Source organism: Lacibacter sp., from assembly GCF_035299325.1.
Lineage (GTDB): Bacteria > Bacteroidota > Bacteroidia > Chitinophagales > Chitinophagaceae > Lacibacter.
The window spans coordinates 75,168-101,595 of the sequence record NZ_DATGWT010000001.1 but is presented as its reverse complement, the minus strand read 5'-3'; the positions used below and the strand labels follow the sequence as shown (position 1 = coordinate 101,595).

31 protein-coding genes and 1 pseudogene are annotated in these 26,428 nt (G+C 40.3%); 19 read left to right on the top strand and 13 right to left on the bottom strand.

Annotated features, from left to right (window positions below):
• Positions 1-193: 193 nt before the first annotated feature.
• From VK159_RS00535 to VK159_RS00520, 4 genes are all read right to left on the bottom strand, one after another.
• Entirely contained in the window at positions 194-2,677 is a 2,484-nt protein-coding gene (locus VK159_RS00535) for a TonB-dependent receptor (RefSeq protein ID WP_324228197.1), read from the bottom strand.
• Between the two features lie 46 nt (positions 2,678-2,723).
• On the bottom strand, positions 2,724-3,176 hold the full coding sequence (locus tag VK159_RS00530; protein ID WP_324228196.1) for a hypothetical protein: 453 nt from the start codon (positions 3,174-3,176) through the stop codon (positions 2,724-2,726).
• Between the two features lie 125 nt (positions 3,177-3,301).
• Complete coding sequence (rpe, locus tag VK159_RS00525; RefSeq protein ID WP_324228195.1) at positions 3,302-3,949, bottom strand: ribulose-phosphate 3-epimerase; 648 nt, start codon at positions 3,947-3,949, stop codon at positions 3,302-3,304.
• Between the two features lie 65 nt (positions 3,950-4,014).
• A complete protein-coding gene (locus VK159_RS00520) occupies positions 4,015-4,839 on the bottom strand; it encodes a tetratricopeptide repeat protein (protein ID WP_324228194.1) in 825 nt (274 codons plus the stop codon).
• 92 nt (positions 4,840-4,931) lie between these two features.
• Here VK159_RS00520 and VK159_RS00515 point away from each other — a divergent pair, with 92 nt between their 5' ends.
• Positions 4,932-6,041 carry a hypothetical protein gene (locus tag VK159_RS00515; protein ID WP_324228193.1) on the top strand — a complete coding sequence of 370 codons (1,110 nt, stop codon included), beginning with the start codon at positions 4,932-4,934 and terminating at the stop codon, positions 6,039-6,041.
• Between the two features lie 76 nt (positions 6,042-6,117).
• Here the strand turns inward: VK159_RS00515 and VK159_RS00510 are convergent, their stop codons facing one another.
• Positions 6,118-6,546 (bottom strand): hypothetical protein, encoded by a 429-nt coding sequence (locus VK159_RS00510; RefSeq protein WP_324228192.1) that lies wholly within the window; start codon positions 6,544-6,546, stop codon positions 6,118-6,120.
• Positions 6,547-6,611: 65 nt separating this feature from the next.
• Entirely contained in the window at positions 6,612-6,992 is a 381-nt protein-coding gene (locus VK159_RS00505; protein WP_324228191.1) for a hypothetical protein, read from the bottom strand.
• A 123-nt stretch (positions 6,993-7,115) separates the two neighbouring features.
• On the opposite strand from VK159_RS00505, the gene VK159_RS00500 reads away from it, so the two are divergent.
• Entirely contained in the window at positions 7,116-7,556 is a 441-nt protein-coding gene (locus VK159_RS00500) for a hypothetical protein (RefSeq protein ID WP_324228190.1), read from the top strand.
• 41 nt (positions 7,557-7,597) lie between these two features.
• Here the strand turns inward: VK159_RS00500 and VK159_RS00495 are convergent, their stop codons facing one another.
• The 4 genes from VK159_RS00495 to VK159_RS00480 all read right to left on the bottom strand — a co-directional run bounded on the left by VK159_RS00495 (position 7,598) and on the right by VK159_RS00480 (position 10,572).
• The gene (locus VK159_RS00495) at positions 7,598-8,023 is read right to left on the bottom strand and encodes a nuclear transport factor 2 family protein (protein ID WP_324228189.1); all 426 of its coding nucleotides are present in this window, start codon (positions 8,021-8,023) and stop codon (positions 7,598-7,600) included.
• Between the two features lie 153 nt (positions 8,024-8,176).
• Positions 8,177-9,274 (bottom strand): histidinol-phosphate transaminase, encoded by a 1,098-nt coding sequence (locus tag VK159_RS00490; protein WP_324228188.1) that lies wholly within the window; start codon positions 9,272-9,274, stop codon positions 8,177-8,179.
• A gap of 61 nt (positions 9,275-9,335) precedes the next feature.
• A complete protein-coding gene (locus VK159_RS00485; protein ID WP_324228187.1) occupies positions 9,336-9,830 on the bottom strand; it encodes a metallophosphoesterase family protein in 495 nt (164 codons plus the stop codon).
• Between the two features lie 10 nt (positions 9,831-9,840).
• On the bottom strand, positions 9,841-10,572 hold the full coding sequence (locus tag VK159_RS00480) for a hypothetical protein (RefSeq protein ID WP_324228186.1): 732 nt from the start codon (positions 10,570-10,572) through the stop codon (positions 9,841-9,843).
• 301 nt (positions 10,573-10,873) lie between these two features.
• Here VK159_RS00480 and VK159_RS00475 point away from each other — a divergent pair, with 301 nt between their 5' ends.
• Complete coding sequence (locus VK159_RS00475) at positions 10,874-12,031, top strand: homogentisate 1,2-dioxygenase (protein ID WP_324228185.1); 1,158 nt, start codon at positions 10,874-10,876, stop codon at positions 12,029-12,031.
• A 58-nt stretch (positions 12,032-12,089) separates the two neighbouring features.
• Here the strand turns inward: VK159_RS00475 and VK159_RS00470 are convergent, their stop codons facing one another.
• Positions 12,090-12,458, bottom strand: coding sequence for an SPOR domain-containing protein (locus tag VK159_RS00470; protein WP_324228184.1), 369 nt, complete (start codon positions 12,456-12,458; stop codon positions 12,090-12,092).
• Positions 12,459-12,622: 164 nt separating this feature from the next.
• Between VK159_RS00470 and VK159_RS00465 the strand changes: the two genes are divergently transcribed.
• From VK159_RS00465 to VK159_RS00435, 7 genes are read left to right on the top strand one after another with little or no spacing between them, the layout of a single operon-like run.
• Complete coding sequence (locus tag VK159_RS00465; protein ID WP_324228183.1) at positions 12,623-13,240, top strand: TetR/AcrR family transcriptional regulator; 618 nt, start codon at positions 12,623-12,625, stop codon at positions 13,238-13,240.
• A gap of 47 nt (positions 13,241-13,287) precedes the next feature.
• Positions 13,288-14,538: a TolC family protein gene (locus VK159_RS00460; RefSeq protein WP_324228182.1), complete on the top strand. Its 1,251-nt coding sequence runs from the start codon at positions 13,288-13,290 to the stop codon at positions 14,536-14,538.
• Positions 14,539-14,543: 5 nt separating this feature from the next.
• Positions 14,544-15,479 carry an HlyD family secretion protein gene (locus VK159_RS00455; protein ID WP_324228181.1) on the top strand — a complete coding sequence of 312 codons (936 nt, stop codon included), beginning with the start codon at positions 14,544-14,546 and terminating at the stop codon, positions 15,477-15,479.
• A gap of 5 nt (positions 15,480-15,484) precedes the next feature.
• Entirely contained in the window at positions 15,485-16,402 is a 918-nt protein-coding gene (locus VK159_RS00450) for an ABC transporter ATP-binding protein (RefSeq protein WP_324228180.1), read from the top strand.
• Position 16,403: 1 nt separating this feature from the next.
• A complete protein-coding gene (locus VK159_RS00445) occupies positions 16,404-17,150 on the top strand; it encodes an ABC transporter ATP-binding protein (protein WP_324228179.1) in 747 nt (248 codons plus the stop codon).
• 28 nt (positions 17,151-17,178) lie between these two features.
• A complete protein-coding gene (locus VK159_RS00440) occupies positions 17,179-18,285 on the top strand; it encodes an ABC transporter permease (RefSeq protein ID WP_324228178.1) in 1,107 nt (368 codons plus the stop codon).
• Entirely contained in the window at positions 18,282-19,400 is a 1,119-nt protein-coding gene (locus VK159_RS00435; RefSeq protein WP_324228177.1) for an ABC transporter permease, read from the top strand. Before VK159_RS00440 ends, VK159_RS00435 begins: the two co-directional genes overlap by 4 nt.
• 2 nt (positions 19,401-19,402) lie before the next feature.
• On the opposite strand, the gene VK159_RS00430 is transcribed toward VK159_RS00435, so the two are convergent.
• Positions 19,403-20,014, bottom strand: a complete 612-nt coding sequence (locus tag VK159_RS00430; RefSeq protein ID WP_324228176.1) for an outer membrane beta-barrel protein — start codon at positions 20,012-20,014, stop codon at positions 19,403-19,405.
• 23 nt (positions 20,015-20,037) lie between these two features.
• Positions 20,038-20,667, bottom strand: coding sequence for a DUF4136 domain-containing protein (locus tag VK159_RS00425; RefSeq protein WP_324228175.1), 630 nt, complete (start codon positions 20,665-20,667; stop codon positions 20,038-20,040).
• Between the two features lie 147 nt (positions 20,668-20,814).
• On the opposite strand from VK159_RS00425, the gene VK159_RS00420 reads away from it, so the two are divergent.
• From VK159_RS00420 to carA, 9 genes and pseudogenes are all read left to right on the top strand, one after another.
• Positions 20,815-21,222 (top strand): hypothetical protein, encoded by a 408-nt coding sequence (locus VK159_RS00420; RefSeq protein ID WP_324228174.1) that lies wholly within the window; start codon positions 20,815-20,817, stop codon positions 21,220-21,222.
• A gap of 119 nt (positions 21,223-21,341) precedes the next feature.
• The gene (gene infA / locus VK159_RS00415; protein ID WP_129130093.1) at positions 21,342-21,560 is read left to right on the top strand and encodes a translation initiation factor IF-1; all 219 of its coding nucleotides are present in this window, start codon (positions 21,342-21,344) and stop codon (positions 21,558-21,560) included.
• 73 nt (positions 21,561-21,633) lie between these two features.
• Positions 21,634-21,750, top strand: a complete 117-nt coding sequence (ykgO, locus tag VK159_RS00410; protein ID WP_038084689.1) for a type B 50S ribosomal protein L36 — start codon at positions 21,634-21,636, stop codon at positions 21,748-21,750.
• A gap of 47 nt (positions 21,751-21,797) precedes the next feature.
• Positions 21,798-22,178 carry a 30S ribosomal protein S13 gene (rpsM, locus tag VK159_RS00405; protein WP_182804591.1) on the top strand — a complete coding sequence of 127 codons (381 nt, stop codon included), beginning with the start codon at positions 21,798-21,800 and terminating at the stop codon, positions 22,176-22,178.
• A gap of 167 nt (positions 22,179-22,345) precedes the next feature.
• Positions 22,346-22,750 carry a 30S ribosomal protein S11 gene (gene rpsK / locus VK159_RS00400; protein ID WP_182804593.1) on the top strand — a complete coding sequence of 135 codons (405 nt, stop codon included), beginning with the start codon at positions 22,346-22,348 and terminating at the stop codon, positions 22,748-22,750.
• A gap of 143 nt (positions 22,751-22,893) precedes the next feature.
• Entirely contained in the window at positions 22,894-23,499 is a 606-nt protein-coding gene (gene rpsD / locus VK159_RS00395) for a 30S ribosomal protein S4 (RefSeq protein WP_324228173.1), read from the top strand.
• A 127-nt stretch (positions 23,500-23,626) separates the two neighbouring features.
• Complete coding sequence (locus VK159_RS00390) at positions 23,627-24,625, top strand: DNA-directed RNA polymerase subunit alpha (RefSeq protein ID WP_324228172.1); 999 nt, start codon at positions 23,627-23,629, stop codon at positions 24,623-24,625.
• 94 nt (positions 24,626-24,719) lie between these two features.
• A pseudogene (rplQ, locus tag VK159_RS00385) lies at positions 24,720-25,070 on the top strand (50S ribosomal protein L17); the annotation flags it as partial.
• Positions 25,071-25,282: 212 nt separating this feature from the next.
• Entirely contained in the window at positions 25,283-26,404 is a 1,122-nt protein-coding gene (carA, locus tag VK159_RS00380) for a glutamine-hydrolyzing carbamoyl-phosphate synthase small subunit (protein ID WP_324228171.1), read from the top strand.
• The last annotated feature ends 24 nt before the right edge of the window (positions 26,405-26,428 follow it).

The window sequence follows — 26,428 nt, the reverse complement described above, 5'->3', positions numbered from 1 at the left end:
AGAAAAGGATTATGGAGAATGAAAGTCAGTACGGCGACAGCAATAATTTTTCAAACCCACCCCTTTCAACCACTCTTTTTGTTTAATACTTTCACACTGTCTCCGAGAAGGGGATAAACATAATGAAATCTGGCACTTAAAAGTCGTGGCTGAAGTTTCGAGAAATTCATCATTCATTATTCATCACTCATCATCACCACCTCGCCACAATCTTAAAATTTATCAGCCTTGGTGTTAAACGGTTGGGAATCGAAAAAATAGTATTACTGAAATCTTTGATCAACAAGTAAGAAATGGTGTTAGGTCGATCAATGACGTTGAAAATTTCTAAGCTGGCCCAGATATTATTGAACTCACGGAAAGGATTGCGGCTGCGGCGTTTGCTTTTCTCACCATCGAGCAACAATGCACTGAAACCAAAATCAACTCGGATGTATGGATCGATCGTCAATGCATTTCTGTACTTCGCACTGTTGGGAATATTGTAAGGAAGATTGGTGCCGTACAAAAAGTTCATGGAAAACTTAAAATTCTTATTGGTAGAAAGATAATCCTGGTAGAACATGCCGAAGGTTAAAAAACGATCAGTTGGTCTTCTGATCCAGCCACCTTGCACCAAGGTGCTGTCAACAGGTTTGTTGGTTGAATCCAATGTGTAATTATACCACTGATCATTATCTAAATTTTCACGTGTACGCATAATGCCAAGGCTCACCCAGCTTTCTGCATCTTTCACCAACTCGCCAAACAAACGTGCTTCAATACCGGTTGCATAAGCTTTGGCATTGTTGCTGCCGAAATAACGGATACGCACATTGTCTACATCATATGGTACAATATCATACATGTGTTTGTAATAAGCTTCGGCCTGTAATTTAAACGGACGGTTGCCCCAGCCTTTGAAATTATAATCGATGCCTGCTACAACCTGCCAGCTTTTTTGTGCTTTCACTGATTCGTTTACTGAACCATCGTATCGACGTAATTCTCTATAGAAAGGTGGTTGATGATAAGCACCTGCTGCGGCACGAAACACAATATCTTTTTTGCCAAGCGGCTGCATGGCAAATTGTACACGTGGTTGAATCAATACTTCGTTATTGAGTGTATTGTAGTTGTAACGCACACCCACCTGCAAGGTCATGTTCAAAGAATCATTCAGAATAATATTATCCTGCACATATCCTTGCGTGCGGAAGAAGACAAGATCAGATTTTGATTTAATGACTTTTGTTAACTGCAATTGATTTGGATTGAACGGAAGCGTATAACCGGCACTATCCGTCAATTCCCACTCATTCAATTTATCATTGATGCTTTGACGTTCGAGACTGTGGCCCCACTGGATAAAATGTTTTCCTTTTTCCAAACTGCCTTTGTGCGTTGCATTTTGAATTTGTATGTCGAGTTGATTGCGTGCAAAATTCTGGAACACACCTGCACCCAATGGATTTACAATTAAACCAAAGGTTGTGCGGCTGCGATCGAAATCACGTTCGCCAAATAAATACGCACCTTGTATATCAAACGACTCTTCTTCTTTATTGCTGAAATGACTGAGCATCCATTTCAACTTTAAATTTTTCTGCGGCTGAAAAGTAGTAGCAATACCGGCCATGGCTGTGCTGTAACGGTCACGCTCACCACCTGCGAAATAAATATCTAAACCAAGATTGGCAGTAAAGAAAGGTGAGAATACAGATGCTGTCTGGCTGCTGAATTCAGGATTTAGTTTGAATTGGGTGCGGGAATAATTACCCATTGCTTCAAACATCCATTTCACATTTGGTTGCCAGGTAACATAGCCCTGCAGATCGTTGCTTGATGGAACGTAATTACCTTTTGTTTGCTGACTGCTCAATAAATTTTGATTACTCCTGTTACGTACCCCAACAGTAAAACTTACTTTTTCATCTTTTGAGCCGCCTTCAAAATGCAGACCTTGCTCAAGCAAAGAAACATAAGCAGAGCCACCGAATTTCTTTGCACGTTTGTATTGAATATCCAGCACACTACTCATCTTATCACCATAGCGTGATTGAAAACCGCCATTATAAAACGTAAGATTGCGAACCATCTCCGGGTTAATAAAACTCAACCCTTCCTGCTGTCCCTGCCGAACGAGATAGGGGCGGAACACTTCAAAGTCGTTTACATAAATGAGGTTCTCATCGTAGTTGCCGCCACGTACAGAATATTGTGAAGTAAGTTCGTTGTTGCTGCCAACAAATATTTTCAGTAAGCCTTCCACGCCACCCACAGCTGATGGAAGTAACAATGCATTTTTCGGGTTGATTCGGATAGCTGATGCTTCGGCACGTATACGGTTGTCGGTTACCGTTACTTCCTGGAGTTCTTTGCCACTACGTTCAAGACGGAGGACAATTCGCTCCTGTTCATCATCATTCAAAAAGAAATTACGCTGTTCATCACGATAGGATGTGTAGCTGAACACAAGCGCAAAGGCCTTGCCTGCCGGTACTTTAATACTGAAATATCCGGAATCGTTGGTAGTAACGCCGTTGCTGCCGCCGAGAATGATCACCGATACATTGCCAAGCGGGTTTTCATTTTCGTCCAATACCTTGCCGGTAACTGTTGCCGATTTCTTTTGGGCGTAGGAAACAGAGGTTGCAAGGAGAATCAGGAGCAGGAAGCAGGTTTTGGTTGCCTTCATGGAAGATAAAACTAAGCCTTTCTGCTAAAACGCAAAGCGAAGCAAGTTATTTTTTCAGGAAGAGGTCTTCGTAAGAAATTGTTACTGATGTTCCGTTAACCTTGCAGGAAACGATCTGGTTCATGCAATAGACTTTCTGTCCATTCTTAATTCCCGTTTCCAGGGGTTCTTTCAGATCGGTAATGCTGTAGGTTGTATTTGTTGCGGAAATGAAAACTTTATAGTCGAAGTTGGAGGGAAGCAGTGCATCATCGCTGAAATATGCATACCTGATGGTATCGCCACTTTGGCGCAGACCAACAAGCGAAGTATCAAAGCTGGCTGAACTGATAAGGTTACTGAAGTTGCTTCCTTTTTCATAACGGCTGATGCTGAAACCATTTATCTCAGCCTTTGTGTATGAAACGAAATTGAGGTGCAACCCGGATGATTTGCCGCAAGGATAACTGCAACTGCCCAGCAACAATAATAGGAAAAGAATACTGCAGAGCTGTTTCATAAATGGATGACCTTTTGATTGGTCAAATCGTTGCATTAAAATCGGAAGTGAAAAGAAAAAGTCAGGAAGAAGAAAAAAAGTTATTTCTTTCTTCCTGACTAAACTCTTCCTCCTTTCTGACTGATTTATATCTTCTTCAATAATGAGATCATTTCTGTTGGGTTGGGTGCTTTAAACACCGTGTTACCAGCAACCAATACCGTTGCGCCTGCATCAACTATACTTTTTGCATTCGCAAGTGTTACACCTCCGTCAATTTCAATATCCACCTTCAATCCTTTTTCATCGATCATGTTGCGGAGTTCTTTGATTTTGTTGAGTGTTTGGGGAATAAATGCCTGTCCGCCAAAGCCTGGGTTCACACTCATTAAACAAACCATATCAATATCGGCCAATACATCTTTCAATAATGAAACCGGTGTATGCGGATTTAATGCAATTCCTGCTTTCATGCCAAGTCCCTTGATCTGTTGAATATTCCGGTGCAGATGTGTGCATGCTTCGTAATGCACCGTGAGAATATCAGCACCTGCTTTTTGAAATGCTTCGGCATATTTCTCCGGTTCTTCGATCATCAGATGCACATCACAAACTTTTGTGGTGGCCTTGCGGAAAAATTCAATGATCATTGGACCAAAGCTGATGTTGGGTACAAATCGGCCATCCATTACATCCAGGTGATACCAATCGGCTTCACTGGCGTTGAGCATATCACAATCGGCCTGGAGATTAATATAGTTGGCACTTAATAAAGAAGGAGCTACAATCGGCATAGAAAATTTATAGTTTTTAGTTTATCGTTTTTGGTTTTTACTCATTACTGATCATTCATCACTCATTATTTTACGACTCCCAATCTCTTCAATGCATCTTTTGCTTCGGTTATACTTTGATCGAGTGCGAGGGAACGTTTATAATTATCAATGGCTTCAGTTGTGCGGTTGAGTTTTTCTTCTGCCTTCGCCATCCAGAAATAACCATCTGCAAATTTGTTACTCACATTGGTGCTTTGTGCAAATACTTTGTGTGCTTCCTCAAATTTTTGCTGATCGTAATAGATCAATCCTTTTTCAATGTAGGCATCTAAGTAAGTGTAATCTTCACGGATGATCTGGTTGTAAACAGCCAATGCTTTTGATGCTTGTTTGATCTTATTGTAATAAGCAGCTTTCACAAAAAGAATATCACTACGGAATTGAACAGCGGTGGCATCTTTCAGCAACGCATCACACAAAACTTCTGCTTTTTTATTTCCTGTTTCTGCATAAAGCGAAGCAAGCCTTAACTCCGCTTCGGTAAATAAACCGGCTGCTGCAATTGATTGTTCATACAATGCAATGGCATTCGCTGTATCGCCTTTACGCTCCAACGCATCGGCTTTCATAAAAAGATAGGCCGGGTTGCTGGGTTGTTTTTGCAGAAGAGTTTCAACCTGCGCCAATGCTTTATCGTATTGGTTATTTTGAACTAACTGTTCTACAAATTGTTCACGGATACTGTCGACCTGTGGTTCCTGTTGCAGCTTATTTTCAAGTTCAGCAATTTTGGAATTGACAGGAGGATTATTGGTAGCGTCCTGTCCGTTTTCGGCAGGTTTATCGTTGGTACAGGCAAACAGGCAAAGGCTGGTAAATCCAGTGATCAAAAAGGCTTTCAACTGCATGGCGCAAAGCTAAATTATTTTGCTGTGCTGGTTCTTACATTTTCCTGACATTTGCGGGTATTCCAAAAACTACATTTGTAAAAATCAGATTCATGAAGAAGTACGCTCTCTTGCTTGTTCTGCCTGTGGCTGTCGCCTTGGTTCTTTCATTTAAAGCCGGTAAAAAGGAAATCAACGTTGATCCCTTGGCAATGAATGATACCATTCTTTACCCCGACGAAAAGCATTTTAAAAATATTCAGCAGCTCACATTTGGCGGCGATAATGCAGAAGCGTATTTCAGTTACGATGGTAAATGGCTCATCTTTCAGAAAACATATGCCAAAGAAGGCATTCCCTGCGATCAGATGTATATTGGAAAAATCCCAACGAAACCCGGCGAAAAGTTTACGCCAAAGCTGGTGAGCACTGGTAAAGGAAGAACAACCTGCGGTGCGTTTATGAAAGATGGTAAACACATCATTTATGCGTCTACACATTTAGGAAGTGGCGATTGTCCGCCAATTCCTGATCGAAGTAAATACGGCAACAAATACATCTGGCCTTTGTACGATAGCTATGATATTTTCATGGCCGACCTGAATGGAAAAATTGTAAAGCAGTTAACAAACAGCAAGGGGTATGATGCAGAAGCAACGCTTTCACCTGATGGAAAGAAAATGTTGTACACCAGTACCAAAGATGGTGATATAGATATGTATGTGATGGATCTGAAAACAGGAAAAGAAATTAAAGTAACCAACCTGTTGGGTTATGATGGTGGTGGTTGGTTTAGTCCTGATGGAAAAAAACTCATCTGGCGTGCAAGCCGACCTAAGACTGAAGCAGAGATCAAAGAATATAAAGAGTTATTGGCACAGGGATTAGTTGCTCCCACCAATATGGAAGTATGGGTGGCAAATGCCGATGGAACAAATGCTAAACAGGTTTCTTCATTTGGACAAGCCAACTGGGCGCCTGCTTACATGCCCGATAACAAACGCATCATCTTTGCCAGCAATCATGAGTACAAGCGTGGATTTCCATTTAATTTATATACGATGAATGAAGATGGAAGCAATCTTACAAAGATCAGTCGTGATAAAGGCTTTGATGCATTTCCCATGTTCAGCCCCAATGGAAAGAAGATCGTTTTCTGCAGCAACCGTAATAACGGCGGCACAAGAGATACTAATATTTTTATTGCTGATTGGGAGGAGTGAGAAGGTGATTTGAGATTTTAGATATTCGTTTTCAGATTTATAAAACACAATAGAAACAGCCTGTTATATTCAGCTTTTAATGTGTTATACCAATTGATTCGTACTTCCAACCTTTAAAGTCAATATGAAAAATGGTATCATCATTTCTCATTTCATACATTAATTGCCAATCATCTGATTGATCTGAAGGCATTTGAATAGAATGAAGAACTAATTCTTTTGCAGGGGAGAATTTCCTTTCTTTTTCATCATCTGAATTGCTATACATTTCATGGAATCTCTCATCAAGCGATTGCTTAAATTGTTCCTGCAAAATGGAATGTTTTTCATTCAATAGATCTAAAAATGCAGCTTGAAAGTCGTTTATTCTTGTTATATCATTCCACTCAGAATCAACTAATGCAGAGGAGTAAGTCCGGTTAAATATTGTTTTTTTATTGACGATATCATTTGTATTCTTTAGGTAGGTTAAACGTTCCGAAATGTTGTCTTGAAAATTGCTCATAGTTCAATATTTGATTCGGATTACCGGTTAATTTATTAAATGGATAAAAATAAGTTCAAAGCATGTTACTGTTTAGTAGCAGGCTTTTTGTAGTGGTACATTTTAAATGGAGTTGTTTTCCTTGTAGAATCAGTTGTTGGAGGATGGCTCTTCACCTCTGGCTTACCTGGATAATAAGGATTTGGCATTGACAAACCAGGTGTTTCGGTTTTTAAACTATTCGGCATGTTTGAGGTAAATGAACTATCGGGCACCAGCACCGGCATGTTATCCTGCGGCAATGCATACACAGTTCCCTTTTCAGTTTTGCCGATGATCCTGTTTTGAAATAATAATTGTTGTTGAATGATGGGTTTGCTTGAATCGCTTACAAATACTTTTGGAGATTGTGCAAGCAGTGATTGTATGCTGCAAAAAGTGACAACTGTAAAAAACAATTTCTTCATAGCAGGTGTTTATGATGATCTAAGATAAGTTTTTTTCCGAAAACAGTTTTTGAATAATCCTTTTCTGCACCTTACTTTGTAGTGGAATTTCACATTACATCATCCTCAAATTTCCAAATCATTATGTACACCGGACTGCTTCACTTACACAACGTACTTCGCTGGGTAATTCTTATCCTGTTGATCATTGCTTTGTTCCAGGCATTTACTAAAAAAGGCGGCTTGCAGAAAACAAGTTTGTTCCTGCTCATTGCTGCACATATTACATTGTTGCTGGGATTGTTTCAATATTTCAATAATGAAGCGGTGGGCTTTCATATGATTGAACGTCTTGGTGGTTTTGGAAATGTAATGAAAGACAGTTTCGCCCGTTTCTGGGTGGTTGAACATATCTCAGCTATGATCCTTGCAATTGTTATGATCACGATGGCAAGAGGCAGAGCAAAGAAGCAAAATTATAGCGCAGCTTCGTGGATGTATGTAATTGCACTCATCTTAATTCTTGCTGCTGTGCCCTGGCCTTTCCGTGAAGGAATTGCAAGGCCGTGGTTTCCCGGCATGTAACTTATAAACTAAAAGGCCCCCGACGTATCGGGGGCCTTTTTTTATTTCTTCTTGTCTTCTCTATAAAAGATCTTGCTAACGATCTTCCAGCCATCTTTTGTTTTAATGAGACTCATCATGTCGTGAAAATAAAACGTGGGATACTCAATAGTGAGTTTGGCAGTAGCTGCATTCCCAAATACTTCTATTCTGTCGATCTTTGTTGTGCGGTTTTGTTTCACTCCTGTATTTCTTGTGCGGGCCATAAAATCTCTTAGTGACACATTCATCAATGTATCGTTCCGCATATAGCGCATTTGCCCTGCCGGATCAAAGGCTTTCGAGAACATCACACTATCACCATTGGTGCCGCCAATGAGATAATAATTACAAACAGTTTCAATGTCTTTAATTGTTTGTGCATCGGCCTGTGCACGTACAAGTGAATGCATAAAGAAAATGCCAATGATGAGAAGGATCGGTTTCATGTTTTTGTTATTTGGCGAAAAATAGAAAGTTCAATTGCAATTGATTCGTTAAAAATCAATGAAAGGAAAAAGAGACGAGATAAAAGGCACAAGGTGCAAGGCTCAAGGCACAAGACACAAGTGTGGGGTCAAAAATAACTTCAAACTACAAGCTTAACTTAATAAAGCAGCAGCAGCTTTTTTCATTTCATCCTGTGTGCCCACACTTATGCGTAACCACTTTGTACCTTCTTCAAATGTGCGTGCCCCAACAATACCTTTTGCTTCCAGAATAGCTTTCACATCTTTTCCAAAATTGGTTGTGTCAAAATAGATAAAACTTGTTTCTGATAGGATATAAGGAATGCCTGCTTTATCCAGTGCTTTGCAGAAAATTGAACGGGCCAAAGCATTTTCTTTTTTGCAGAAGTCGATAAAGGCTTTGTCTTTCAAAGCTGCTAATGCTCCGGCTAATGAAACAGCACTTGCTCCGGCATTTGCCCAAGGTTGTAATTCATTTAATTGTTTGATAGTAGTTGGGTGCGCCAATGCATAACCAACACGTGCACCTGCCATACCATAAATTTTTGAAAATGTTTTAGCGATCACAAGGTTGGGATAATCATTCACCAAATGTGCCATGCTTGGTTCACTGCTGAATTCGGTATAGGCTTCATCCAGTAAAATAATTGCTTTGGGTGCAATGTCTTTAATAAAAGCTTCAAGTTCTTTTGCCGGTAATACAGTACCTGTTGGATTATTAGGGTTGCAGATGTAAACGAGTTTTGTTTGATCGTTCATTGCTTCTTTCATCCGCTGCAGATCGGTCATCTTTTTTTCAGTGAGCGGAACGAGTTTTATATCAAGACCAGTTTTGCGTGCAGCAGGCATCCACAAACGAAACGTGGGATCAGGCGCAACGGCATTTCCTTTTTTCAACGCAGCCCACACTGCAACAAGACCTAACAGTTCAGATGAACCGGCGCCCATGACGATATGTTCTTTTGTGTGACCGGTTAAAGCAGCAATTTCTTCTCTCAGTTTTGTGGTAACATCCCAAGGGTAACGGTTACTGCCATTTACAGCTTCCATCATTTGTTTGCGTGCCATGGGAGATGGACCATGTGGGTTTTCGTTTGAACTTAGTTTGATGATTTTTTCAACATCGGGGAGCTGAGTAAGCTTTTCAGCTTCTGCGGCAAACAGATCACGGCTTAATGTAAATGCGGCAAGCGTAAGAGCGGTTTGTTTCAGTAGATCACGACGTTGCATAACAGTTGATTTAGTTCCTGTAAGGTAGTCCAAAAAGTATTTTCCTGCAAAGGGAATTGAGTCAACGGTTGCCCAGTTCTATTATTTCGCATTTTTTCATGTCTGATCCGTCGATTACAAAACGGATGAGCGTACGCACTTTGTGCCAGCCTTGTTTGCCGGCTGCACCTGGGTTCATATGCAGGCAATTGATCTTATCATCATACATCACTTTCAAAATGTGTGAATGACCGCTGATGAAAAGATTTGGTTGATGCAGTTGCAATTCCTTTCTTGTCTCAGGATTGTATTTGGGCGGCGCACCACCAATATGCCGCATCATCACTTTTACATCTTCACAATAGAAAACAAGTTGTTCAGGATAAACAGTGCGGATTTTATTATCATCGATATTGCCATAAACTCCTTTCAACTCTTTCCACTCCTTTAATCTTTTAGCAATGTCTTCATTGCCAAAATCACCTGCATGCCATATTTCATCACAGTTCTTAAAATGATCAAAAACTGTTTCGTCTAAAAATCCATGTGTATCGGAGATAAGTCCTATTTGTGTCAAACCAGTTTGTTTAGAGGTAAGAAGTTCGTTGACCTGTTGCAAGATCGATCACATCAAATCGGCGGGAACAGTTGAACGAACCCACATCACTATCACTGTTGATGAGAATAGCACCCATCAATATAACATACTTGCAATTGTATTTGGTTGCAGCCACCAGTTCGTTGATGCGTTTATCAATAGCTTCATAAATTACCTCCGTTGCTTCTTTAAGTGGAATGGGCGCATCAGTGATTCTGTTTCGTTCCTTCAATAAGATTTGTTCAATGGTATTCATCTGGTAATCGAGTTCGGAAATTTTTCCTTCTTCGATCGTGTTGGTTAAAAGTTTATTCAGCGCTCCTTTTGCTGCACCACAACACCCCGAATTGTTATGCTGACCAATACGGTGTATTTCACCAACAGCTCCATTTTTTGAAATACCGATATGCGGACCGTAATAGACAATTACAGCTCCTTCATCGGGTACATGACTGGCGAAGGCGCCCATACCTGTTAAACCGGTGAACGGATAGCCATCAAGTCCACCCATTTTAAAAGGCCCAAGAAATTCATGCGCCCTTGCAGGGTATTGAATACTGTTTACATCATCACTGCAAATACTATCGGCCAGCATGATCTGTGCAGGTTCAAGATCCAGTTTACCTTCTACAAAATCAATAAGCCTGTTTACACTATCAATAGTAGTAATGGCTGTGGGATAATGTTGCCGTACGATAGCAAGTTTTTCTCTTTTCTTCATGCAGTTCTGTTAAGCGGTGATTGGCTTATTGTTTTCTATTGTAGATGGCAATAAAAAGGGAAGATAAATCTATTTGTAAATTTTTCAAACAAGCGTTGAATGGTCATGATTTACCGAAACAGATTACTTAGCTTTGAGTATGCCATTTTTCAGAAACTTCACCTACTGGATCGATAAAAGGAAGTGGAAGTATATTTTTTTGCTTGCCACACTTGAGCTGTCAAGAAGCTGAACCATGCTTTTCGCTAATGCATAAAGAGGGTTAGCTTATTTTCAAATTCTCAAATTTTCAAATTCTTTTATGGCTCACTATTATACATTGGGAAATATTCCCCACAAACGTCATACACAGTTCCGCAAGCCCGATGGTGGTTTGTACAGCGAACAGTTATTTTCTACCGAAGGGTTCAGCGATGATTATTCGTTGCTGTATCATTGTCATCCGCCAACGCAGATCATTAAAACAGAGCCGCAGATCGATGTGTCGCCGATAATAGCAGAGGAGAAAATGCTGCAGCATCGTTGTTTTGAAGGCTTCAATCTTAAACCGGGTGGTGAATTTTTAGAAAGCCGTGTACCTGTGTTGGTGAACAGCGATTGTCATATTGTATTGGCTGCACCAATAAGTGGCACCAAAGATTATTTCTATAAGAATACCGATGCTGATGAAATGATCTTTGTGCATGAAGGAAGCGGCACGGTGAAAACGCAATATGGTGAATTGCCATTTGGCTATGGTGACTACATTGTGTTGCCGAGAGGAACAATTTATCAGATTGAATTTAACGATGATAAGAATCGATTGTTCATTGTTGAATCGTTTACACCGCTTCGTTACCCCAAACGTTACATGAGTAGGTACGGGCAGCTAATGGAACATGCGCCTTATTGTGAAAGGGATATCCGCAAGCCACAGGATCTGAAAACACATGATGAGCATGGTGATTTTCTCATCAGGGCAAAGAAGAAGGGTATGTTGTATGGCTTGCATTATGGCACACATCCGTTTGATGTGATAGGCTGGGATGGTTGCTGCTATCCATACATTTTTTCCATTCATGATTTTGAACCCATCACAGGTCGTGTACATCAGCCACCACCCGTACATCAAACATTCGAAACGAATGCATTTGTGGTTTGTTCATTTGTGCCAAGGTTGTACGATTATCATCCCAATGCCATTCCTGCGCCATACAATCACAGCAATATTGATAGTGACGAAGTGATCTATTATGTGGATGGCGATTTTATGAGCAGGAAGAATGTAACAAGAGGAATGATCACCTTACATCCTGCAGGCATACCACACGGGCCACATCCCGGAGCCGTTGAAAAAAGTATTGGTGCGAAAGAAACGAAAGAACTGGCAGTGATGGTGGATACGTTTCGTCCGTTGATGTTAACCAAACAGGCACTGGATATTGAAAATGGAGATTATGTAATGAGCTGGGCGGAGTAAGAAACTAAACTTTATAGGAGAGTTGCGAAAGCAGCTCTTTTTTTATGAAGGATGTTTTTTACTCTTTCACTTTTATTTCAAACCTCGCAGGTATTACAAATACATTAGTAAAATGAGCCTTGATTTTTTTCTGGTAACCGGTTGCTTCGGCCTGCGTTAGAAAATTTCCAAACCGTATTTTATAGTAGGGGCTTTGAAACATGAGGAAGGTTTTCTGCTGTGGGTATTTTGTGAGCAGCAATGATTTTGCGTTGAGGGCTTCGGTCCTGTCAATGGTATTGAGTACCTGCAGCTGGTAGCCATTCACCATTTTTTTTGTGATAGTTTTTTCCTTAGTTGGGGCCGGGGTACTTGTTGTCTTTGGCCCGGTGCAGGCCGCCAGAACAACAGGAATGAAAATGGTATAAATGATTTTTTTGATCTGCATAATGTCGGGATATACTGAACAGGCAAAAGACGAGCCAGAATCATATTTGCCGATTTAATTAGTGAATTGACAATATAAAACGGCGGCCGATTTGAAAACGTAGAGAAAAAAAGTTGCAGTTGTAAAACATTTTTTTACCTTTGTTAACCATTTGGTTAAAAATTATGACAAAACGGATAAAAGATCAAAGTACAGAGGAAGTGATCCTGCAGGCAGCACGGAATGTGTTTATTAAGAAGGGGATGTATGGGGCACGCATGCAGGATATTGCGGATGAAGCAGGTATTAACAAAGCGCTGTTACATTATTATTTTGACAGTAAGGATAAGCTGTTTGAAAAGATATTTATGGAAGCGGCCAATCATTTATTTCCGAAAGTAAACGAGGTGTTGAACTCAGATGCCGGTTTGTTTGAGAAAATCGAGAAATTTTGCGATGAGTATATTACCGTGGTGATCGAAAACCCTTACCTGCCTTTATTTGTGATGAATGAAGTGAACCAGGATCCGGTGTATTTTATGAAGAAGGTATGGGGCGCAAAAAGCAAACCTGACCCTTCAAAATTTCTTGCACAAATTGAAGCTGAGGTGAAAAAGGGAACCATTAAACCTGTCAGCCCATTGCAGCTAATGATGAACCTTCTTTCAATGACCATTTTTCCATTTGTTGCCAAGCCCATCTTTCAGATGAACCTGGGGCTCGATGAGTTTCAGTTCAGGCATGCAATGGAGCAACGTAAAAAAGAGATACCGAAGTTTATTATTGATTCCATCCGAAAATAATTTTTTTTGAACAGAAGTTAACTGGTTGGTTAAACAAATTGAATGTTATGAAGAAGCTGCTTTTTTTATTTGTTGTTTTATCAAATCTGTCGTTTGCACAAACGGTTACACTGGAGCAGGTGCAGGCAAAGGCGAGACAACAATATCCACTCATCAAGCAAAAAGATCTGATCAAACAGACAAAGGATATTACTATTGAAAATCTTAACAAAGGTTTTCTGCCGCAGCTTTCAGTGAGCGGACAAGCCACTTATCAATCGGAAGTAACAACGGTGAAGATCCCTGTGCCGGGTGTAACAATCGATCCGTTAAGTAAGGATCAGTATAAAATTGTAGCTGACATCAACCAGATGATCTACGATGGTGGTATGCTCAAACAGCAACGCAGTATTCAACAACTGAATGCTGATGTGGAAGAACAGAAAATTGAAGTGGAACTGTATAAACTTGAAGAACGCATCAGCCAAATATACCTCGGCGTTCTTTACATTGATGAGCAATTGAAACAAACGCAACTGATCCGTGACGACTTAGCAACGGGTATGAAGAAAATTGAAGCGCAGGTTACAAACGGAGTTGCATTCAAATCCAATCTTAATTTATTAAAGGCAGAAGCACTAAAAGTTGATCAACGTGTAATTGAACTCACTGCAACAAAAGCAGGGTTGCTCGATGTGTTGAGTTTATTTACAGGCGAAACGTATACTGCAAATACAGTGTTTACAAAACCTGTACTTACAGCTACTAATGATCAGAATATTCTTCGTCCTGAACTAAACCTGTTTCAAAAGCAACAGCAGCTGCTGGGTGGGCAAAGCCATATGATCAAGGCAAAGAATCTTCCCAAGACCAGTTTGTTTTTTCAAGGAGGTTACGGAAGGCCGGGCTTGAATTTCCTCGAAAATAAGTTCGCTACTTATTATGTAACAGGTATCCGTTTCAATTGGGCCTTTGGCGGACTATACACTGCAAAAAGAGAGCGGGAGCTGATCGGCATTAATCAACAGATCGTTGCTGTGCAGAAAGATGTGTTTCTGCTCAACACAAATACACAATTGAAACAACAGCAGGCTGATATCGACAAGATCAATCAGCTGATTGCAAAAGATATTGAGATCGTTGAGTTGCGTTTAAAAGTAAAAGATGCTGCAAAGGCACAACTTGAGAATGGCGTAATCACTGCGAACGATTACCTGCGTGAAGTAAATGCAGAAGACCAGGCAAGACAAATGCTGATCGTACATCAGCTGCAATTAATACAGGCAAAAATGAATTATCAAACCACTAAGGGAAAATAAAGACTATGCGTAACATTTTTATAAGTATGCTCGCTACTGTTCTTGTAACAGCCTGCAGCAGTAATGGAAACAAATTTGATGCGTCGGGAACATTTGAAGCAACGGAAGTGATCGTATCATCTGAACTAAGTGGAAAAATATTATCACTAACGGTGAATGAAGGCGATACCGTTTCGGCAAATCGTGTGGTGGGTACTGTCGATGCTGAAGGTATTGAACTGCAGAAGGAACAAGTGGAAGCCAGCATCAGTTCGTTAAGTGATAAAACTGCAGATGTTGGTCCGCAGGTTGCCTTGCTTCAAAATCAGTTAGCTGTACAGCAATCGCAACTCAACAACCTGTTGCATGAAAAACAGCGTATTGAAAATCTCATAAAACAAGATGCAGCAACAGGAAAACAACTGGATGATATGAATGCACAGATCGATGTGGTAAGGAAGCAGATGGTTGTTACGCAACAGCAGATCAATGTGCAAAGGAACAATACATCAACACAAAACAAAAGTATTCTCAGCGAATCAAAACCATTGCAAAAAAGAGTAGAGCAATTGAATGACCAGTTGAAACGTGCTGATATTGTAAATCCCATAAACGGAACCGTATTAACCAAATATGCAGAAGCAGGTGAGTTAACATCAGCCGGAAAAGCGCTGTATAAAATTGCCGATCTCGGTGAAATGAAGTTGAGGGCATATGTAACAGGTGATCAGCTTTCGCAAATAAAACTTGGTCAGCAAGTAAAAGTATTGGTGGATGACGGGAAAGAAAAGTACAAAGAGCTTACAGGAAAGATCAGTTGGATCTCCGATAAAGCAGAGTTCACCCCAAAAACAATTCAAACAAAAGAAGAACGTGCCAATCTTGTGTATGCCATTAAGATCAATGTGAAGAATGATGGCTATCTCAAGATCGGAATGTATGGCGAGGTGGTTTTCAAATAAAAAACATGCAATCAGTATCGGTACAACATATCATTAAGACTTACGGCGATAAAAAGCAAAAGACCACTGCATTGAATGATCTTTCATTTGATGTAGGGAAGGGAGAGTTGTTTGGCATCATTGGTCCGGATGGAGCAGGTAAAACTTCACTCTTCCGTATTCTTACAACATTGTTACTAGCTGATAGCGGTACTGCAACGGTTGAAGGATTGGATGTAGTGAAAGATTATAAAGCCATCAGGAAACAGGTTGGTTATATGCCTGGTCGTTTTTCGTTATACCAGGATCTTACGGTAAAAGAGAACCTTGATTTTTTTGCAACTATTTTTAACACCTCTGTTGAAGAGAACTACGACCTCATTAAAGATATTTATTCGCAGATAGAACCATTCAAAGATCGCAAGGCAGGAAAACTATCCGGTGGTATGAAGCAAAAGCTGGCGTTGAGTTGTGCACTCATTCATCGACCAACTGTTTTGTTTTTAGATGAACCAACTACCGGTGTTGATGCTGTGTCAAGAAAAGAATTTTGGGAAATGCTGAAACGCCTGAAAGAGCAAGGTATCACAATACTAGTTTCAACGCCTTATATGGATGAAGCTAGTTTGTGTGATAGAGTTGCACTGATACAAACAGGTTCTATCCTCAGTATTGATACACCGCAACAGATTGTTGCCTCATTCGGTCAATCCATGTTTGCAGTACGGGCTAAAAATATGTTGCATCTGTTGAATGATCTCAATACCTATGATGCAGTTGCCAATGCTTATCCATCGGGCATCTATCATCATGTGGTGATGAAGAATGGTGGTGGAGCTGATCTGTTGCAACAATTTCTTTCAAACAAACAACATTCAGAATTGGAAATTGTGCAAGGCAAACCTACAATTGAAGATTGCTTCATGCAATTGATGCGTAATTAATATGGCAAACGATAAGATCATAACAGCACAGGAACTCAGTAAGCGCTTCGGGCATTTTACAGCTGTGGATGCGATTACGTTTGATGTACACAAAGGAGAAATATTTGGATTTCTTGGTGCAAATGGTGCAGGTAAAACAACAGCCATGCGTATGTTGTGCGGTTTGTCGAAGCCCACAGGTGGCAAAGCAACTGTTGCAGGTTTTGATGTGTACACTCAGACTGAACAGATCAAAAAGAACATTGGGTACATGAGCCAGAAGTTTTCGTTGTATGAAGACTTGACGGTGAAAGAGAATATGCAATTGTACGGTGGTATTTATGGAAAGAGCAATGCATTCATTAAAGAGAAAACAGCTTTTATCCTTGATCACTTACATCTGGAGAAAGAAGCAAATAAACTCGTTGGCTCATTGCCGCTTGGATGGAAACAAAAGCTTGCATTTTCCGTGGCCATTTTTCATGAACCGGAAATTGTTTTCTTAGATGAACCAACAGGCGGTGTTGATCCCGTCACACGTCGTGAATTCTGGAACATGATCTACCAGGCTGCTGATAACGGAATCACCATTTTTGTTACCACACATTATATGGATGAAGCTGAGTATTGTAACAGGGTAAGTATTATGGTGGATGGTAAAATTGAAGCACTGGATACACCTGCTGAGTTGAAAAAAATATATCATTCAAATTCAATGGACGATGTGTTTCTGAAGCTGGCACGTAAAGCGGTGAGGGCAGGCGATTGAGTAACAAGCAAATTTTAGCGAGAGCAACATGAAACAATTTTTCGCATTTGTAAAAAAAGAGTTTCTTCATATCTGGCGGGATAAACGTACCATGTTTATCCTGTTGGGGATGCCTGTGATACAGATCGTCATCTTTGGTTTTGCACTAACAAATGAAGTAAAGAATTCAAAGATCGCTGTGCTTGATCAATCAAAAGATGCTGCAACAACTTCATTAATCAGTGAAATAAATTCAAGCCGCTATTTTGATGTAGAAGAAAATCTTCAATCGTACAATGAAATTGAAACGGCTTTTCGCAAAGGAAAGATCAAACTGGCTATTGTGTTGCCCAACCAGTTTGGTGAAGATCTTCAACACATGAACAAAGCAAGTGTGCAGTTAATAGCAGATGCATCTGATCCTAACGTTGCAAATACATTAACCAATTATGCAACAGCGGTGATCATGGATTACCAGAACCGGGTTACTGATAATCTGAAACTCCCTTATACTATCAATATAGAAACAAGAATGCTGTATAACCCGCAATTGAAAGGTGCTTACAATTTTGTGCCGGGGGTAATGGCCATGGTTTTGTTGCTTGTTTGTACCATGATGACAGCAATTACTATTGTGCGTGAAAAAGAGATGGGTACAATGGAGATCATGCTTGTATCTCCAATGAAACCACAATTGGTGGTGTTTGCAAAAGCAGTTCCTTATTTATTATTATCAACCATCAATATTGCCAGTATTCTTTTGCTGAGTGTATATGCGTTGGAAGTGCCCATCAACGGAAGTCTTGCATTACTGGTTGCAGAAAGTATTTTGTTTACACTGGTATCACTATCGCTTGGCTTATTGATTTCTTCTGCAGCAGAATCGCAACAGGTGGCTATGTTCATTTCATTGGTTGCTTTGTTCTTGCCAACAGTTATGCTGAGTGGATTTATGTTTCCCATTGAAAATATGCCATTGCCACTTCGTACTGTTTCCAATATTGTACCGGCCAAATGGTATTACATCATTGTAAAATCAGTAATGATAAAAGGAGTGGGGCTTGCAGCGGTTTGGAAAGAAACGCTGATACTTCTGGGCATGATGCTGTTCTTTTTAACCGTGGCGGTGAAACGTTTTAAAATCAGATTACAATGAGGACATTAAAATTTTTATTGCAGAAAGAGTTCAGGCAGATTTTTCGTGACCCTGCTATCCTGCGTATCATTTTTATAATGCCTGTCATTCAACTGATGATCTTACCCTGGGCTGCCGATTATGAGATCAAGAATATTAAATTATCTGTAACCGATCTTGATCGTTCATCTTATTCACGTCAACTGATCTCTAAGATCACTTCAAGCGGATATTTTCAACTCACCCATTATTCCGGTTCGTTTGAGGAGTCGTTTGTTGAAATTGAAAAAGACAATGCAGACCTGGTGTTGGAAATACCTGCTTCATTTGAAAAGCAATTGGTAAAGGAAAGTGAAGCACAACTTTTTATTGCAAGCAATGCTATAAATGGCGTTAAAGGAAGTCTTGGAAGTGCATACCTGCGGGCAATACTCCAGGATTTTAACCGGGAAGTTAGATTGGAATGGATACAAATGCCAAGATTTAGTCCGCAAACACAAATAGAAGTCACTGCATCCAACTGGTTTAATCCATTGATGAACTATAAATATTTCATGGTGCCCGGAATACTAGTGCTGCTGCTCACAATGGTTGGAGCAAATCTTACGGCCATTAATATTGTAAAAGAAAAAGAGATTGGCACCATTGAACAGATTAATGTAACACCGGTTAAGAAGTATCATTTCATTTTAGGAAAACTTATTCCATTCTGGATATTGGGTATGATCGTATTAACATTGGGATTGCTGATCTCACGGTTGCTGTACGGTATCATTCCACTCGGTGGGTTCTTCACCATTTATGTATTTGCTTCTGTTTTTTTGCTGGCGGTGTTGGGTCTTGGTTTATTGATCTCTACCTATGCCACTACGCAACAACAGGCCATGCTCATTTCCTTTTTCCTGATGATGATCTTTGTTTTGTTGGGTGGACTTTACACGTCTATTGACAGTATGCCGGAGTGGGCACAATGGATCACAAGGTTTAATCCTGTTTCCTATTTTATTGATGTGATGCGTATGGTTGTGCTAAAAGGCAGCGGCCTAACGGATATCAAAAACCATTTACTTATCATGACAGGTTTTGCTGTTGTATTAAATGGCTGGGCTATTTTCAATTACCGTAAACGCAGCTGATATTAATTCCTGTTAAAGAAAAATAAGCCAAGGTTGAGCGAAAGAGTTTGCAGATTTTTTACATCGTTATACTTGAATGCGGTGTAATGATAACGCAAACTCAGGTCTGCGCCAGCTAATGAATATTTATTAAACGATATGCGGGTTCCTATTTCAGGTGCAACAGTAAAACGAAATCCGCCTTTTTTATCTACCAATGTGCCGAACCATTCTTCGTAATTGATAAGGCTGCCGCCTGCTGCTATGCCTGCATAAGGCTGAAAAACTGATCCTTCTTTAATGTTGCTATAACTTCCTTTCAGCATTAATGGTATTATCTGCAGTGAATGCGATTTTACTGCTGATATATCCGTTTCTGAAAAAGTATAAGTCTGACGGTCTTTCTTTTGATAGAGATCACTGTAGCCACTGGCAAATCCAAGTGAAAAATTATTGTTGATGAAGTAACTGTAATCGGCAGAAAACCCTCTTGGGGAAATGTTCTCAACAAAACCACGTACACTTCCAATTGGTAAATGAGTGGAATGTTGAAAACTGATCTTCGATAAGCCTTGTTGTGCTGTGGCAACTGCACCAAAGCTGACGGTTATTAATAGTATGATTACATGTTTCATCTGCTAATGTTTTGTTCGTTCAATTAATTTCTTTTGATATAAGGGGCGATTTCAAACATACCTTTTACGATCAAAGGCACAGCTTGTGAATTAAATATTTCTTCACCACGAATGGTGCCGCTCCATAATATCTGCAGCGAATTGCCACTCGTATTTTTCAGATCGATAATATCAATTGCCCATGCTGATTCAGTTGTATTATAAAAAACAAATTGGGTTGGAGCCCAACCAAAGCCGGGATAACCCCAGAAAGTGGGATCCCAATAACCATAATACGGGTCCCACCAACCATTAACAGCCGCTACATTGGTGTAGCTGTTATCGATCCTAGCAATACTGATGCCCAGGTCGGGATTGTTATTTTTACCTGTAAGTGTGTAACCTCGTGACTGCATTGTTGTTTTCACTTCAGCGATCATCGATTGTGCAAGAGCATTGGTTTCATAATTATTACTTCCTTGCCTGTTGCTGATGAGAATAACAGAATCGGGGATGGTTACACTTGAAAAGTTAGAAAAGTTGACTCCGTTATTACCGCTGCTGATATAAACCCAGCTTTCCTCAACATTCAGATTTTTGATGGGGTTTTTCTTGCAGGAAGTAGCAAGGAGGATGAACAGTAATGGTAAGAAAGCAACGCTCAATCGTTTCATATCCTTTTAGTTTATTCATAATAGGAACAAAAAGGAGGCCAGTTGAGTTTTAAACAGCCTGTTAAGAATCATTTAAGGCCATGTTTCAGGTAAGCTGCTTTTTTGTCATTATTTGTTTAAATTAGAGCAAACAAAAGCGCTTGCGTTATGATTAAAATCTCTGATCTCAAAGAAGGTGATCTCGTAATGGTCGATTTCGAAGGCACACTCATGGAAGGAGAGGTGCTTGAAGTAAACAACGGTCAAAAACTGGCAAAGGTGCTTACCAACGGCCAGAATGAATTTTGGTATGCCGGGGAAGTGCTGAAACCAATACCCCTCAGCGATGCCGCTCTCAAAAAAATTAATTTTACCCGGGAAGACCAGCCCGATGGGTCGGTAAAATATCTGAAAGGAGCTTTCAGGGTTCATTTAGATAAGCCGGATGATTTTAGTAATATCAGCTTCTGGTACAGAGAAGATAAACGTCATGTAAATCAATCAATTGCACTGCATCAGCTGCAGAATTATTATCTTAATATGACCAAGGTGCATCTTACTGCAGAAGCAATTTAAATAGCAGAAAATTTTATATTAGGCCCCGGCTTGGGAATTTTTTTTTGAAAATGCCCGCCGGGGTTGATTTTTTTGTATTCTTTTCCAGAAATCCTCCTATCTTTGCGACCCCAAAAAGTATGGCGAAACAAGCACTTATTAAACAGGACGGCAAAATTTTAGAAGCATTAAGTAATGCAATGTTTCGGGTACAGCTTGAAAACGGGCACGAAATTTTGGCCACCATCTCAGGAAAAATGAGGATGCACTACATCCGTATTCTCCCTGGGGATAAAGTTGGGGTTGAAATGAGTCCCTACGATTTGAGCAGGGGACGTATTATTTTCAGATATAAGTAAGCTTCGGCTTATTAATAGAAATAAAGTAAACAATAGCTCGCAGCGAACAGCTTGCAGCACAAAGCTTAAGAAAATGAAAGTAAGAGCATCCATTAAGAAGCGTAGCGCCGACTGCAAGATCGTTCGCAGAAAAGGTAAGCTTTATGTGATCAACAAAAAGAACCCTCGCTTTAAGCAGCGTCAAGGGTAATTGTTGCTGATTCAAACCAAACAAGAACAATAAAAGTAAAATAAGTTATGGCTCGTATTGCCGGTGTTGATTTACCAAAAAACAAAAGAGGAGAAATAGGCCTTACCTATATCTATGGTATTGGTCCTTCTACTGCAAAATACATCCTTGAGAAATCAGGTATTGATGTAAATAAAAAAGTGAACCAATGGAACGATGACGAATTGAATTCAATTCGTAACGTTATTACCAACGAGTTCAAAGTAGAAGGTCAGTTGCGTAGTGAAGTGCAAATGAGCATTAAGCGTTTGCTTGATATTGCTTGCTACCGTGGCTTACGTCACCGTAAAGGATTACCTGTTCGTGGACAGCGTACTAAGACAAATAGTCGCACACGTAAAGGTAAACGTAAGACAGTTGCAGGTAAGAAGAAAGCAGCTAAGAAGTAATAAGAATTAAGTTGAAAGCTGGTAGCAAAACGCTAACAGCTTTCGGCTTTTCTATATACACCAGTTCTTACAGGTTAACAGCAGATATCACGGTGTAGATGGAGCGTTGATCTGGTCCGCCTCAGGTGGATTATTTTAAAACAAATAGATTACCTCGGTTTTCAATTATGGCAAAAGCACAACAGGTGAGCGCTAAGGCAGCCGCCAAGAAAAGAGTTGTAAAGATTGATTCGCATGGTGACGCACATATCAGCGCCACTTTCAACAACATCATCATCAGCTTAACAAACAAACAAGGACAGGTTATTTCATGGAGCAGCGCCGGTAAAATGGGCTTCAAAGGTTCTAAGAAAAACACTCCTTATGCTGCACAGGTAGCATCTGCAGAGGCTGCAAAAGTAGCTTTCGATGCTGGTGTTAAGCGTGTTGATGTTTATGTAAAAGGACCCGGTTCTGGTCGTGAAAGCGCTATCCGTGCTTTATCACAATCAGGTATTGAAGTAGCAATGATCAAAGACGTTACTCCTTTACCACACAACGGTTGTCGTCCTCCTAAAAAGAGAAGAGTTTAATTGACTGGTGCGTTTTACGCATCTGTCCAGACATATTTGAATCGCCAAGATTCATTCATTTTATTAAAAGGGTGGCTGATTAATTTTTAACGCTTTTACGGATCAGTTCACCGGTTTCTAAAAAGCGTAAATGAATAAAAACTATGGCACGTTACACTGGTCCTAAGACCAAGATCTCCCGTATTTTCGGTGAGCCAATCCTCGGCAATGGCAAATGGTTGGGTAAAAACAGCAACCCTCCGGGTCAACATGGCGCACAACGTAAGCGTAAAACTTTAGGTGAATACGCTTTACAGTTGCGTGAAAAACAAAAAGCCAAATACACTTATGGTGTATTAGAGAAACAATTCCGTAAAACATTTGAAGAAGCTGCACGCTTGAAAGGTGTAACCGGTGAAAACCTGATTCGCCTCCTCGAAGCACGTTTGGATAACACGATCTACCGTTTGGGTATTGCTCCAAGCCGCCCTGCTGCACGTCAGCTGGTGAGCCACAAGCACGTTACTGTAAATGGTATTGTTGTAAATGTTCCTTCTTACCAATTGAAACCAGGTGATATCGTTAGCTTGAAAGATAAGAGCAAGGATAACACTTCTGTTACAGGCCAGGCAAAAGGAAAGAATCCTAAATTTAACTGGATCGATTACAACGAAGCTGAAATGAAAGGTACTTTCATTGCTTACCCTGAACGTGAAAGTGTTCCTGAAAATATTAAGGAGCAGTTGATCGTGGAATTGTACAGCAAGTAATAAGCCTTGAGCCGTTAGCGATAAGCCAATAGCTCAATCCAGTTACAGAACGTACAAGAGTGCGACGCAACAGCAGATGAATAAAGGCTTAACAGCCGATTACAAAATGTAAAACAGAAACTTCAATATGGCTATTTTGAATTTCGTAAAACCCGACAAAATTGTTCTTCAGAAGGCAAATGACTTTGAGGCACAGTTTGAATTCCGTCCGCTTGAACCCGGTTATGGTGTTACCATTGGTAATGCTTTGCGCCGTGTGTTGCTGAATTCGTTGGAAGGTTACGCTATTACCGGTATTAAAATCGAAGGCGCCGACCATGAATTCGCTACTGTAAAAGGTATCAGCGAAGACGTTGTGGAAATCATCCTCAATTTAAAACAGGTTCGTTTTAAAAAGAAAGTTGATCATGATATTGCTCATGAGAAAGTTACTTTGAGCCTGAAAAACAAAACAGAATTTACTGCTGCAAATATTGGTGAAGCTACTCAGAGCTTTGAAGTAATGAACCCTGAGTTGCTCATCTGCACAATGGATCCAAGTGCAAAGCTTGATATTGAGATCAACATTGCAAAGGGCCGTGGTTATGTTCCTGCAGAGGATAACAAACCAAAAGACGCTCCGTTTGGATACATTGCTACTGATTCGATCTTTACGCCAATTAAAAACGTAAAGTACCTGATTGAAAATACTCGTGTGGAACAACGTACTGATTTCGAAAAATTAGTTATGGATGTTGTTACTGACGGTACTATTCATCCGGAAGAAGCAGTAAAACAAGCAAGCCGCATTCTTATTCAGCACCTGATGATCATTACTGATGAAAACATCACGTTTGATAATAAGGAAGAGAAGAAAGAAGATGTGGTTGATGAGCAAATGCTGCAACTGCGTAAAGTATTGAAGACTCCATTGGAAGATCTCGATCTTTCAGTACGTGCCTTCAATTGCCTGAAAGCTGCGAAGATCAACTCATTGAGTGAGTTGGTTCAGTACGAGCAGGAAGATTTGATGAAGTTCCGCAACTTCGGTCAGAAATCTCTGGCAGAAATTGAGCAGGTGTTAGGCGAAAGAGGCTTACACTTCGGTATGGATCTTCACAAAATGGGATTAGATAATATCGATTAATATTTTTACTCAGCTGCAGTATTGCAGCTGAGTATTTTTTTAAACATAGTCTTGTAATTCCTGACACGGTACAAGACTCTAAAATTTAAACGTCATGCGTCACGGAGACAAAATCAAAAACTTGGGACGTACCGCTTCTCACAGAAAAGCGTTACTGACCAACCTCGCAATTGAGCTGATTCAGCACAAGCGTATCGTTACAACCTTAACCAAGGCAAAGGCTTTACGTACATGGATCGAGCCACTAATCACTAAGGCAAAAGATAACTCAACTCACAGCCGTCGTGTTGTGTTCAGTTATTTACAAAACAAAGAAGCTGTTACTGAACTGTTTAGCACGGTAGCGGAAAAAATTGCAAGTCGCCCGGGTGGTTACACACGTGTACTGAAATTGGGAATTCGTGTAGGTGATAACGCAGAAAAAGCCATGATTGAACTGGTAGATTTCAACGAGATTTACGGTAAAGGAAAAGGCGAAGCTGCTGCTCCTGCTAAGAAAACCCGTCGTGCCGGTGGTGCGAAGAAGAAAGCTGAAGCTACAGCGGAAGCTGCTGCGCCTGCTGCTGAAGAAAAAACAGCTGAGTAAATTAAATGTTGAAAATTTTCTGATACAGAGGCAGGCCATTTGGTTCTGCCTCTTTTATTTTGCACTTAATTATGACACAACCACATAAGCCAACAGGAACTCAAACCGCTATCTTGATGTTGGAAGATGGCAATGTATTTTACGGTAAAGCATTTGGAAAGATCGGTACCACCACCGGTGAGATCTGTTTCAACACAGGAATGACGGGTTACCAGGAAGTATTTACTGATCCCAGTTACTCCGGTCAGATCATTATCATGAACAATGTGCATACCGGCAACTACGGCACATTTGAAAAAGATGTTGAAAGCACTAGTGTAAAAATTAAAGGTTTGATTGGCCGCAATCTTGAGGATCGTTACTCAAGATACTCTGCCGACAAATCGTTGCAGCAATATCTCGAAGAGCAGAATATTGTTTCAATTGAAGATGTGGATACAAGAGCACTTGTAACGCATGTGCGTACAAAAGGTGCTATGAACTGCATCATTTCTTCTGAAATACTGGATGAAGCAAAGCTGAAAGAAGAATTGGAAAAAGTTCCTTCAATGGAGGGCCTTGAACTTGCCAGCACCGTAAGCACAACTGAAGCTTACAATATGGGTGATGAAAAATCTCCGATCCGTATTGCTGTGATGGACTTTGGTACAAAACTCAATATTCTGCAGTGCATGGTTGATCGTGGTGCTTATCTGAAAGTATTCCCTGCAAAAACAAAGATCGAAGAGCTAAAAGCGTTTAACCCTACAGGATACTTTATATCAAATGGTCCAGGCGATCCTGCAAGTATGGATTATGCAATTGAAACAGTGAAGGCGATCATCAATGAAAAGAAACCAACATTTGGTATTTGTCTCGGTCATCAGTTGCTGGCTTTGGCAAATGATATTTCAACATTCAAAATGCATCACGGGCATCGTGGATTAAATCACCCGGTGAAAAACCTGGTAACAGGTTTATGTGAGATCACTACGCAGAATCACGGTTTTGGTGTTGATCCGGAAGCGGTGCGTAAAGCAGCTAATGTTGAGATCACGCATGTGAACCTGAATGATGAATCGATTGAAGGTATTCGCTTGAAGGATCGTCCTGCATTCTCTGTGCAGTATCATCCGGAAAGCACGCCTGGTCCGCACGACAGCCGTTACCTGTTTGATGATTTCATCAACATGATCAAAAGCAGTTTAAATTAATAAGAAGCCCTGACTAATGAGTCG